Source organism: Pedobacter sp. 01T416_2, from assembly GCF_056398925.1.
Map to the genome: position 1 here is coordinate 1 of NZ_JBFTQI010000088.1, position 11,388 is coordinate 11,388.

General features: G+C 37.0%; 12 protein-coding genes. 9 read left to right on the forward strand and 3 right to left on the reverse strand.

The annotated features are described in order from the left end of the window. The 7 genes from AC1DPQ_RS05820 to AC1DPQ_RS05850 form a co-directional block, all read left to right on the forward strand. On the forward strand, nt 1-497 hold a 497-nt coding region (locus AC1DPQ_RS05820; protein ID WP_477608369.1), incomplete at its 5' end, for a LuxR C-terminal-related transcriptional regulator. Beyond that, nucleotides 475-2,256 (forward strand): sensor histidine kinase, encoded by a 1,782-nt coding sequence (locus AC1DPQ_RS05825; RefSeq protein ID WP_477580956.1) that lies wholly within the window; start codon nt 475-477, stop codon nt 2,254-2,256. The genes AC1DPQ_RS05820 and AC1DPQ_RS05825, both read left to right, overlap by 23 nt. Before the next feature lie 119 nt (nt 2,257-2,375). Then, complete coding sequence (locus AC1DPQ_RS05830; protein WP_477580958.1) at nt 2,376-3,224, forward strand: WG repeat-containing protein; 849 nt, start codon at nt 2,376-2,378, stop codon at nt 3,222-3,224. 12 nt (nt 3,225-3,236) lie between these two features. Further along, nucleotides 3,237-3,710, forward strand: coding sequence for a hypothetical protein (locus AC1DPQ_RS05835; RefSeq protein ID WP_477608370.1), 474 nt, complete (start codon nt 3,237-3,239; stop codon nt 3,708-3,710). Between the two features lie 39 nt (nt 3,711-3,749). Further along, the gene (locus AC1DPQ_RS05840; RefSeq protein WP_477580961.1) at nt 3,750-4,238 is read left to right on the forward strand and encodes a hypothetical protein; all 489 of its coding nucleotides are present in this window, start codon (nt 3,750-3,752) and stop codon (nt 4,236-4,238) included. Nucleotides 4,239-4,469: 231 nt separating this feature from the next. After that, the gene (rplS, locus tag AC1DPQ_RS05845) at nt 4,470-4,817 is read left to right on the forward strand and encodes a 50S ribosomal protein L19 (RefSeq protein ID WP_025141628.1); all 348 of its coding nucleotides are present in this window, start codon (nt 4,470-4,472) and stop codon (nt 4,815-4,817) included. 70 nt (nt 4,818-4,887) lie between these two features. Further along, a complete protein-coding gene (locus tag AC1DPQ_RS05850) occupies nt 4,888-6,063 on the forward strand; it encodes a mechanosensitive ion channel family protein (protein ID WP_477608372.1) in 1,176 nt (391 codons plus the stop codon). Nucleotides 6,064-6,323: 260 nt separating this feature from the next. Here AC1DPQ_RS05850 and AC1DPQ_RS05855 read toward each other — a convergent pair whose 3' ends face one another. The 3 genes from AC1DPQ_RS05855 to AC1DPQ_RS05865 all read right to left on the reverse strand — a co-directional run bounded on the left by AC1DPQ_RS05855 (nt 6,324) and on the right by AC1DPQ_RS05865 (nt 9,944). Continuing rightward, on the reverse strand, nt 6,324-6,983 hold the full coding sequence (locus AC1DPQ_RS05855) for a phosphatidylserine decarboxylase family protein (protein ID WP_215165271.1): 660 nt from the start codon (nt 6,981-6,983) through the stop codon (nt 6,324-6,326). 55 nt (nt 6,984-7,038) lie between these two features. Continuing rightward, the gene (gene hpt, locus AC1DPQ_RS05860) at nt 7,039-7,581 is read right to left on the reverse strand and encodes a hypoxanthine phosphoribosyltransferase (protein WP_477608374.1); all 543 of its coding nucleotides are present in this window, start codon (nt 7,579-7,581) and stop codon (nt 7,039-7,041) included. A 206-nt stretch (nt 7,582-7,787) separates the two neighbouring features. Next, nucleotides 7,788-9,944: a transglycosylase domain-containing protein gene (locus tag AC1DPQ_RS05865; protein ID WP_477608376.1), complete on the reverse strand. Its 2,157-nt coding sequence runs from the start codon at nt 9,942-9,944 to the stop codon at nt 7,788-7,790. 131 nt (nt 9,945-10,075) lie between these two features. Between AC1DPQ_RS05865 and AC1DPQ_RS05870 the strand changes: the two genes are divergently transcribed. Beyond that, a complete protein-coding gene (locus tag AC1DPQ_RS05870) occupies nt 10,076-11,152 on the forward strand; it encodes an Mrp/NBP35 family ATP-binding protein (protein ID WP_477608378.1) in 1,077 nt (358 codons plus the stop codon). Between the two features lie 34 nt (nt 11,153-11,186). Next, nucleotides 11,187-11,388, forward strand: a 202-nt coding sequence (locus AC1DPQ_RS05875; protein WP_477608380.1) for a NifU family protein, incomplete at its 3' end; no start/stop codon positions are given.

Consider the following 11,388-nt stretch of genomic DNA (forward strand, 5'->3'; position numbering starts at 1 on the left):
ACATTGCTGATGTTTTCATCTGTGATTTAAATATTAACCACTTTGATGGATTTGTATTGATCGAAGAACTCAGATCCCAACTAAAAAACACCAAAATAATTGTTCTCACTGCTTATTACGAAGATTTTCTGATTCAAAAAGCAAAGAAACTAGGTGTGAATGCTTTCCTGAAAAAGGAAACACCTGCCGAAGAGCTTATCAGTATTATCGAATCAAATAAAGACACAACGTTTTATACCAATAAGAGTTATAAAAAAGGCGAGAGTGTGTATAGTGCCATTGATGGTTCAATTGTCAATAAATTCCGGATATCCAGACAGGAAAAAGAGATTATTAAATTAATTATCAAAGGATTAACCAGTAAGGAAATTGCTGAAGTCCTATTTATCAGCATAACAACCGTAACAACCCATCGGAAGAACATCCACCGGAAGTTGGAAATCAATAACAGCAGTTCGCTCATTAAGTTTGCTCATGAGAATAATCTACTTGATTAGCTTTCTGCTATTCCCGCTACTCTCTTGTGCACAAATCACAAACAAATCAATATCTGTAATATCCAGCTACGCTGTAGACCAAAATTCATCGTGGACGAGCGGGATACTCCAACAACAAAAATTTCATCCGTTTAAGCAGAATAGCAAGGTTAATATCGGCTACAACAAAGATGCGGCGGTATGGTGCAGATTTATTGTGAAAAATATAAACACTTCACAAAGTACTAAAACATGGTTGTGTTTTAACAACAACCATATCGATAGCCTTAGCCTTTATGATGGTAGATTAATTAAAACCATTGGCGATAGAACGGTTGGCCAGAGTCCGTTTATTGAAACCCTGGCATTTGAGCTTAATCTGCAACCAGGGGAAGAAAAATTACTTTGGGTACGGGTTAAAAAAGAGACTTCCTTTTTAGATTTTTCTTATAGTTTGGAAGATCAAGCTTATTTAGAAAGCAAATCATCTCAAAAAACAGCATTGACATCTTTTTTTATCGGTATGGTGTTTTTGCTGCTCATGATCAATGGGATATTGTTTTTCATGACTAAAAACAAGTTATACGGATATTACATTGGCTATTCTATATTAACGGTGTTTTACACAGCAATTACAACCAATTTCGCCAAGCACGTTTTATTTCCCGAGTTTAGGTTTTTTAGCGAGGGCCGGGTTTACACTGGAGCACTTTGGTATATTGCCCTGAGTATTTTTCTTGGATATTTTTTAAAGTTAAAAGAAAACCAGCCCGTTAAGCATAAGTTAATCATAGTGCTTGGTGGCATAAACTTTTTGTTGATTTTAATCTCTATTTCCTTATTGGTGTTTTATAAGGGTTTTGAATTTCGTTACTTTTTTGTGTTAGGCTACATCATATTCCTGGCTTCTATCGTCGTACTTTTCTGGGCGGCATTAACGCATCTAAAAATTGAAAAAACCCAGGCTATTTATGCGCTTCTTGCCTTTGCTCCGCAGTTTGTATGGGGTGGGTGCTTAATTTTAAAGACCTTTGAAATTATTCCAAAATCACTGAGCGATAATTGGATGTTGTTTATCGGTCTTTATGAAGTGTTTTTGTTCGGCTACGTTTTATCAAGAAATTACATCGATATTTTTTTGAAGAACAACGAGCTGATGCAACAGGTTATTTTCGAAAAAGAAAGCTCATTGAGGGCCATTAGTGAGGTTCAGCTACGTGAGCGGAGAAACATCGCTAACATTATTCATGATAATGTAGGGAGCAAGATTGCGCATATTATTCATCTTTTTGACATGAAGAATGCCGAGCTTGCCAAGCAAACAATTAACGAACTGGCTGAGGATATCAGAGAGATCTCTCATAAAATTCTGCCGAAAGCACTTGATGAAGGCGCTTTGATATCTAGTTTACAAAGCCAGATCTCAAGTCTGAACGCAGGTTTGACGGACGCGAAAATTGAGCTTTTCTGTTACGATTTTCCTGATAAAATTGATGAAAAATGGATTTACGATTTATATCTTATCGCACTGGAAGTTATAAACAATGCCATTAAGCATGGTAGCGCTGAGTTAATCACCATCGAACTTTATAAATATCCCAAAAATTACCATTTTCAATTTACGGATGATGGGCTCGGCTTCGATCTGCAGAAAACAAGCAGGGGCTTTGGGCTCGAAAACATCGAAAAGAGAGTAAATTACTACAAAGGTAATTTCGAAATCAGTAGTGTTAGAAACGAAGGCACTATTATTCAGATCAACATCCCATCCAATCGCTAGTCTTTAACTTTTTCATTAATTCTGTATATGTAAATATACCCTTTATTGGGTATTTCTGCCCGGGTATCTTTAGCATACTTTAGCTTAATAAAAGCAATACACCCTTTAAATTAATGGAAATGAAACAATTACTTACGGCAGTACTAAGTGTGCTGGCTATTACGGGTTATGCACAAGACTTAAGTCCAAAAAAGAACGAAAGTGGAAAATACGGATTTGTAGACAAGGCGGGAAAAGAAGTGATCCCTTTTAAATACGAAAAGACCGGATACAGCTTCCACGAGGGATTAATTGCGGTTAAACTAGATGGGAAATATGGATTTATAGATGAAACAGGAAAGGTAGTTATCCCATTCAAATATGATGATGCCATTTACTTTAAAGATGGTTTTGCACAGGTTGAGCTAAATAAGAAATCGGGTTATATCGATAAAAAGGGTAAGGAAATCACCGCTCTAAAATACGATGTTGCCTTTGATTTTTATGAAGGTATTGCCAAGGTGAGACTAGACGAGAAATATGGTTTTATTGATGTTACGGGCAGAGAAATCACTCCTTTAAAGTACGAAGACGGAAATAACTTTAAAAATGGTTATGCAAGTGTGAAACTAAAAAACAAATGGGGTTTTATCGATAAAACGGGCAAAGAATTTACAAAGTTTAAATACGACTATGCAAAAGATTTTAATGATGGGGTTGCTCCTGTTGAAAAGAATAAACTCTATGGCGCCATTGATCAAAACGGAAAAGAAATCATCCCTTTCAAGTATAGGTTCATTGCTGATTTTGAGGATGGTTTAGCTAAAGTTGGACTTAATGGAAGAGAGGGCTTTATAAACAGAACAGGCGAAGAAGTTATACCGATTAAATACGATGCGGTTGGTAGCTTTGAGAATGGAGTGGCCAGGTTTAGATTAAACGGCAGATGGGGAGCGATGGATAAAACAGGTAAAGAAATTACACGATAAATAAACATAGACATGAAAAAATTAACAGTATTGTTTTTTTTGCTTTATGGCTTTTTTGCCTTTGGTCAGGAGACTTACGAGAACAAAAAATTAGCCCTTATTAACGATATTTTTTATAAAACCACAAGGCAAAACATCAACTCCTTTATGAAGGATAAAGGTTTTGAAAAAGGAGACGTTGAAGAAGGGGAAGGTGATGTTAAAGAAATATTGGCCTTCGACTCCAAATTTGACATGATGGAGGTGTCTTACGCGAAAAGTGGTAAAATTTCGACTATAGTTTGCATTTTTTCAGGTGCGATTAATGTGGCATTTATCGATATGGAGCTAAAAAATAAAGGATATACAGCTAAAGTTGTTAAACAATCTATAGATGGGCAGCCGGTTAATAAAAATATCTGGAGCAAATCCGGAACGAAGTACAATTTTGTTACCYATGCCGATGAAAAGGAAAAAATTGGCGTTTTAGGCTATGGCGTGTATTAGGACTGGTCGTTAAAACCCTGGCCTGCTTAATTAATAAAAATGAAACTCAAAGGCGCAGAAAAACAGTTCTGGTGGCATTTTGGACATATTACCGAAGCTAAAAATATCCCTACAGAACTGCCTGGTTTTGCCAGTATCGATTCGATGGTTGATGATGAGTATTTAGCCATGCTTTTTGCAAAAGTTTCGGTTATGGGGAGTATTTATTTAAAAGAAACGAGAGTGACCGATGAAGGGGTGAAATTGATCAGCAATGTTAGGCAACTTAAAGATTTAACCCTGATGAAGCATGAAAATATTACTAAAGCGTGTTTGCCTTATCTGAACAAACTGACCGATCTGGAATACCTCGATATCTGGAGGACTAAAATTCGCTTAGAAGATATAACGGTTTTAAAAGATTTAAAAAACCTTAAAGAACTGTATATATCGCCTCAAGACGAAGGGATGGAAGAAAGTCAGGATACCATTTTAGAAAAGATAATAAAAGCGGAGGAAACCTTGCCTAATTGTATTATTCACACTTGATACCATCAATAGGTAAATATTTTACCTCAGGATATTAAACACTAAATTCGCCATATATTAGGGAATAAGTGCTCTCCTGATCTTTTGGAATAGAAGCATTTAACACAATCGAATGTGGAATTCATAAAGAATGTGGAAAAAATTAAAATAGGTTTTTTTTTCTCAAAAAAAATCCCTAATATTGCAATCCGATTTTCACGGGATGAAATATCGATTTAATAGCTTAAAATCATGGATTTAGTAAAATTTGTTGAAGAGCAGGCCATCGCGAAAAAAGATTTTCCTGCGTTCAAGTCTGGCGATACAGTGAGCGTACACTATAAAATTCGCGAAGGTAATAAGGAACGTATCCAAATTTACCAAGGTGTTGTAATACAACGTAACAGTGCTGGTGCTAACGAAACTTTCACAGTTCGTAAAATGAGCAACAGTATTGGTGTTGAGCGTATTTTCCCTATCAATTCTCCAAACATTGAGAAAGTAGAAGTAAATAGCTATGGTAAAGTTCGTAGAGCGAAATTGTTCTATTTACGTGCTTTAACTGGTAAAGCTGCTCGTATCAAATCTTTGAGAAAATAATACTCTTTATTATAAGATATAGCCTTCACGATTAATTTCGTGGAGGTTTTTTTGTTTGTACCTTTGTTAAATGTTAGATTCTGCTTTTTTCGACCAAGTTTTTTGGGGTAACACCGTAAAAGCCTATTTCCTTTTTGGAGGGATACTTTTTTTAGGCTTAATGTTTAAAAGGATTGTATCAAAACTTTTGAGTAAACTGCTGTTTAAGCTCTTTAGAAACTTCTCTAATCAATCTCACGATGAAGCGTTCGTTGGGCTTTTACTTAAACCGATAGAGGTTTTTATTCTGTTAACCACACTTTATCTATCCATCAACCAGTTAAAACATCCGTTAGAGGTGGCTGTATTCCATTACAGCAAATTAATTGGCAAGGTTAAAGAGTTAATACCTGTAACAATTGGCGATTGTATTGACCGGATATTTTTGTTCGGGATCATCTTGTCTATTTTTTGGATTATTTTAAGGATAATCGACTTCATTAGCCATGTGCTTCTTTATAAAGCTTCGCTTACAGATAATAAGGCCGACGATCAACTGGTGCCCTTTTTAAAAGAGCTGTTTAAAACGATCGTAATCTTTATCGGTTTTTTTACTCTTCTGGGTTTTGTTTTCGAGGTTAATGTATTAACGCTGATTACAGGATTGGGTATCGGTGGTATTGCCATTGCTTTGGCTGCTAAAGAGAGCTTAGAAAACCTAATAGGTTCATTCACCATTTTTTTAGATAAACCTTTTACCGTTGGCGATCTGGTAAAGGTTGACGGTGTGGAAGGAACGGTTGAAAAAGTAGGTTTTAGGAGCACAAGGATCAGAACTTCTGAAAAAACGATGGCTACCATACCTAATAGGGGTATGATTGATGGTGTTTTAGAAAACCTTTCGCTCAGGAATTCGCGCAAGGTCTCTTTTATTATCGGGCTTACTTACGAAACCAATTCGGAGTCACTTAGAAAAATTATTACCGAGATAGAAAGTTACATCAATAATCATCAAGGTACCAGTGATGATGGAAATGCTTCCTTTAAGAGCTTCGGCGATTCGGGTTTAAATGTAGAGGTTAACTATTTTGTAACCGTGCTAAATTATGCCGAATTCCTTAAAATCAGACAAGAGATCAACCTTGAAATTATGGATATCGTTATCCGTAATAAGTCGGATTTTGCCTACCCTACACAACGATTAATCAGCGACAGGCCAGCTCCGGCAGGTAATAATGACGAGGTAGGTAATGATACTATGGATTAAGTGATTACGTACCCGATGATCGTCATGCTGAATTTATTTTACAAGTAGAAATAGTATTTTCAATTGCCTTGTAGCTACTACGTGGTCAGCATCTTTTCCTGCAGAATAGACCCTGAAATGTATTCAGGGTGACGACTAAATTAAAATATATATAGAATATCTTAAAGGGATATAAATCAACACCAAAATATTTGTAAATGAACAAAGAAGCCGACTTAGTATAAACTAAATCGGCTTTTATTATAAATTGTATTGTTCTTTTAGCTTAAAGTAGCTAGTGTAGTGATGCCGCCTTTTACAACCTGGTTAAGTTCTACGTTCACTTTTGTGCCTATGGGTAAAAACACATCAACCCTCGAGCCGAATTTGATGAAACCAAATTGCTCAGCCTGWACTACCTGATCGCCTTCTTTAACATACCATACAATTCTGCGGGCTAAAGCACCAGCAATTTGACGGAACAATACAGGGGTGCCATTTTTATGCTCTACAACAGTTGTAGTACGTTCATTCTCCGTTGATGATTTTGGATTCCACGCAGCAAGGTATTTTCCTGGATGATATTTGAAGAACTTTACCACTCCAGAAATTGGATTACGGTTAATGTGAACATTTATTGGCGACATAAAAATCGAAACCTGTAAACGTTTATCTTTAAAATATTCTCCTTCTTCTGTTTCTTCAATTACCACTACTTTGCCATCTGCCGGGCAGATAACCAGGTTTTCGCCCGAAGAAAAGCTGCGGCTCGGGTTTCGGAAAAACTGTAGTACAATAATAAATAATGCAGCTGAAAAGATATAAATGAACCAGCGCAACCAGGTTATATCGTGATATTTATAATCAACTACCGCATTGATTACGAAGATAAACAATATGCTTAAGGCAATGGTAGTGTAGCCTTCTTTATGTATGGTCATTGTTTTAGAAATTATTGGGCAAAGGTGCGAAAAATAAATTAATACAATCTAAAAATTATGCCTCGGTTGCTCTGTAAATATCAGTCAGGTTTCTACCAAGACCATTATAATCTAATCCGTAACCCACAACAAATTCGTTAGGTATTTCAAAACCAACGTATTCCAATTCTTCAATTTCATATTTTAAAGCACTTGGTTTAAGCAAAAGAGAAGCTACTTTAATTGAAGCAGGATTTTTTTCTTTTATCGTTTTTAAAATATGCATTAAGGTTAAGCCTGTATCAACAATATCTTCCACAATGATTATATCTCTGCCTTCGATGTTATCAGRCAGTCCGATTAATTCTTTTACATTTCCCGAACTTGCTGTACCTTCGTATGAGGCCACACGCATAAAAGCAACTTCGCAGGGTACGTTTATTTCCTTGATTAGATCGGCCATAAACAAAAAACTACCATTTAATACACCAATAAATAGCGGGCATTTGGCCTCGTAATCAACATTGATCTGGATGCCCAGTAAACGGATCCGTTTGTTTAAGGTATCGTTCTCTAAAAATATCTCGAACGCTTTATCCTCTACTTTTATTTTGTGCATGTTACTGTTGAAAGGTTATTGTTGTTTAATTGTATGAATCGGTTAATCGTGGGTTTTAACTAAGAACTGTAAACTACCAATTGCAAACTCGGTCATGGTTAATTGTTTAAATCTGCTAATCATCTCTAAACCCCAAACTAATTTTGGTTAATTGTTTAATCATTTGGCTCACTGGTAACTGCCGACTGGCAACTGCAAACTGATTACTACTGAGTCTTTTCCAATTCCTTTTGCCGTCTTCGTTCTTCCCTACGCTCCTGCCTTAATTGTTTTTTGGTTTTAGTGGTATCGGCTGGCGTGGTTATCTGTTTACTTGAGGTATCTTTTTTAGATCCGCCACCAAAAAGGCGTTCGAAGAAGCTTTTATTTTTGTCGTGTACAATTACAACCGGTAAGCCGTCTCCATCATCATCAAATGCTGTAGTATCAATAACAGCCGTGTCAGGGGCTAAATACTGGCGGAGCCCCTCTCTTAAACGTACGTTATAGAAACCATACCCAGAAGTATCGCTCGGCACTAAACCCCTTCTTGCCATAATATTTCCCATAAACCTAAAATAGTTGAACATGTAAGGTTTCAAGCTACCATCAGCCATGAATTTATACATCGATGCCTTTGGTTTAGGAACAATACTCGCCAGGAACAATCCATCACCGATGGTTAAATCAGCAGGTTGTTTTCCAAAATAATAGCGCGAAGCCTCACCTATTCCATAAATATTCTGGCCTAGTTCCATAATGTTGAAATACACTTCGAGCATCCGTTGTTTGCTTACCAGGTGGTTATGCTCAATAAGCCAAACAATTAATATCTCCTCGGCTTTACGGGCCAAGGTTTTTTGACGGCTTAAATAAACATTTTTAACCAGCTGCATACTGATGGTACTGCCACCGCGTTTAAATTTCTTTTCTTTAAAGTTTACGGCGATTGATTTACGGATCGATTCTTCAACAAAGCCGTTGTGCGTAAAAAATGACGGATCTTCTGCTGTTAAAACTGCATTGATAAAGTTTTTCGAAATTGACGATAAAGGTGTAAAATTTGGGTTTGATGGGCCTATGGTAATATCGCGCATTGGTTTGCCATACTCATAAGGGGTATAAACAAATGGGCTGTTGATTTTTTGCAGATTGGTTTTACCCCATTGTACAATTTTGAAATCAACGGGTGTTAAGGTAGAGCTAAAGCGCACGCTGTCTGGTACTTTAGTGTCTAAATAAAAATTTAGGTTATATTTCACCTTGCCCTGTACTTTTAATCCTTCCAGCGATTCGAACAGGCCTTGTGGAAAAGCATCTAAAACCCCTTGTGCATCCTGTTCTTCGGCATTTAGCTTTAACTCATATATTTTGTTCTTTCCTAAAGTATATTTAACAAAAGGATGGATCTGTGCATTTTTTAGGTATGCTGTTGAGGTGCTGTCTAAGGCAATGAAATTAGGCCCAACTAAAATATCGGCATCCAGTTTTGCACTTTGTACAATGATGTCGTTCGAAGCAATGCGTGGCTGATTAATCAGCATGTTTTTTACCGACCAGGAGCCAGAAATTTTATAATCGTCGCCGCTGTATTTTGCATTTTTAAGCTCGGTTTGTAAGGTATCAAAACTGATTTTTGCGTGTAGCTTATTGTTTAAGTAAGGTAATTCCAGTTTTTTTCCATCAGCATAAGCGGTAAAGCTCAATTCTTTGCTGCCTGGGTTTACATAACCGTTTACATGCCAGGTAGATTCGTTATTGTTTACATCAATGGTTGATTTTAAATCGCCGCCATCAATTGTAGCCGTTGTTGCAAAAGTCAACTTGGCTGTATCGTGGTCATTTAATTTAAAGATCATGTTCTTCACATCCATATCGTCAGGGATTTTGTATAAAACCTGATTTAAGATGTTGCTGGCTATTTCTGGTAAGTTGGCTTTTCCATTGGTTTGGGTGCTGTCTTTTTTCTTGCGCTTTAAGATGAAATCGATATTTGTGGTCGAATCTTTAAGTACAACACTTACAAAGCCATTGTTAAGTTTTACTTCTGAGAGTTTTACTTTGCCAAAAATAAGCGGGAAAAGTTTTACACCAACACTGAGTTCGCCAATATTAGAAAGCGTATCCCTATCTTTAGGAACAACAGAAATATTGGTCATTTTTACGGTGCTAAGCCCTGTAAAACCGGCCGATCCGATTTTAACCTCCAAACCATAATCCTTGTCGGCCTTGGCAATCGCTTTGGCCACCATTTTTTTAAGAAGTGCTTCCCTTTTGCTATAGGCTACCGCACCCAATGCAATACAAACAACTAAAAAAACACCTAAAATCCAGGCTCCGATTTTTAAATATTTTTTGGGGATCTTAATTTTTGGTATTCGCATATAGTCGTTAAAATGGTTAATTGCTTAAACGTAACAATTAAATGTTTATTTCGTGTTAAAATTACAGTTAAAAAGCCTAAATAAAAGTATTTGTGGCTATGTTTTGTTAATTTTGAATTTAAATTAATACCATGCAGATTAGCCCGCAACAAGTTTTAGATGCGCTTAAAAATGTTGAAGATCCCGATCTTAAAAAAGATCTGGTTACTTTAAACATGATTAAAGATTTACAGATAACAGATAACCAGGTCAATTTTACATTGGAGCTTACTACGCCGGCATGCCCGATGAAAGAAATGCTGAAAAACGCCTGTACAAATGCCATCAAGCATTTTGTATCGCCAACGGCAGAGGTAATCATCAATGTAACTTCGAGGGTTACCCAACCAAGCAATTCATCATCGTTAGATAACATCAAAAATATCATTTTGGTTTCATCTGGAAAAGGAGGCGTTGGTAAATCTACCGTAGCAAGTAACCTGGCAGTTGTATTGGCTAAAGATGGTGCCAAAGTTGGCCTTATCGATGCCGATATTTATGGGCCATCGGTACCCACCATGTTCGATCTGGTTGATGCGAAGCCAGGCGCTGAAGAAACAGCCGATGGTAAAACCAAAATTTTGCCGATCGAAAAATACGGGATTAAATTATTATCGTTGGGCTTTTTTGCAGATCCGGGGCAACCAGTGCCATGGCGCGGACCAATGGCATCAAACGCAGTAAAACAATTGTTTAACGATACCAACTGGGGGGAACTGGATTATCTGATCGTAGATCTTCCGCCGGGAACGGGCGATATCCACATCACCATTACGCAGAGTTTCCCAATTTCGGGAGCGGTTGTGGTTACGACACCTCAACAGGTTGCTTTGGCCGATACGCACAAAGGTTTGGCTATGTTCAGAATGCCGGGAATTAATATCCCAATTTTAGGCGTTATTGAAAACATGTCGTATTTTACACCAGCAGAATTGCCGGAGAATAAATATTATATCTTCGGARAAGGTGGCGGTACCGAACTTGCCGCACGTTTTGATGTGCCATTTTTAGGCGAAATTCCGATCATACAAAGCATTTCGGAAGCTGGAGATAAAGGGAAACCGGTAGCACTAAACCAGAACCCTCTGCTTGATGTTATATTTGGAGATATTGCAAGTAAAATTGCTCAACAGATATCCATCAACAATGCGCAAATGGTGAATTGCTAAAAAATTACTATTTTTATAAATTAAAATATATATAATGAATTTAACAGAACAAGTAGAACAGGCATTGGAAACTATCAGGCCGTATTTAAAGGCTGATGGAGGTGATGTTTCTGTTGAAGAAATTACATCTGAAGGAACAGTAAAGCTTAAGCTTTTAGGCAACTGCGGTTCTTGCCCGATGAGTTTCATGACTATGAAATCTGGTATCGAACAAGCCATTATGAAAGCTGTTCCTC

Excerpts from the sequence above, each read along its gene's own strand:
- AC1DPQ_RS05865 (WP_477608376.1), bottom strand. The coding sequence starts at position 9,944 with ATGCGAATACCAAAAATTAAGATCCCCAAAAAATATTTAAAAATCGGA.
- AC1DPQ_RS05830 (WP_477580958.1), top strand. The coding sequence starts at position 2,376 with ATGAAACAATTACTTACGGCAGTACTAAGTGTGCTGGCTATTACGGGT.
- AC1DPQ_RS05825 (WP_477580956.1), top strand. The coding sequence starts at position 475 with ATGAGAATAATCTACTTGATTAGCTTTCTGCTATTCCCGCTACTCTCT.
- AC1DPQ_RS05850 (WP_477608372.1), top strand. The coding sequence starts at position 4,888 with ATGTTAGATTCTGCTTTTTTCGACCAAGTTTTTTGGGGTAACACCGTA.
- rplS (WP_025141628.1), top strand. The coding sequence starts at position 4,470 with ATGGATTTAGTAAAATTTGTTGAAGAGCAGGCCATCGCGAAAAAAGAT.
- AC1DPQ_RS05840 (WP_477580961.1), top strand. The coding sequence starts at position 3,750 with ATGAAACTCAAAGGCGCAGAAAAACAGTTCTGGTGGCATTTTGGACAT.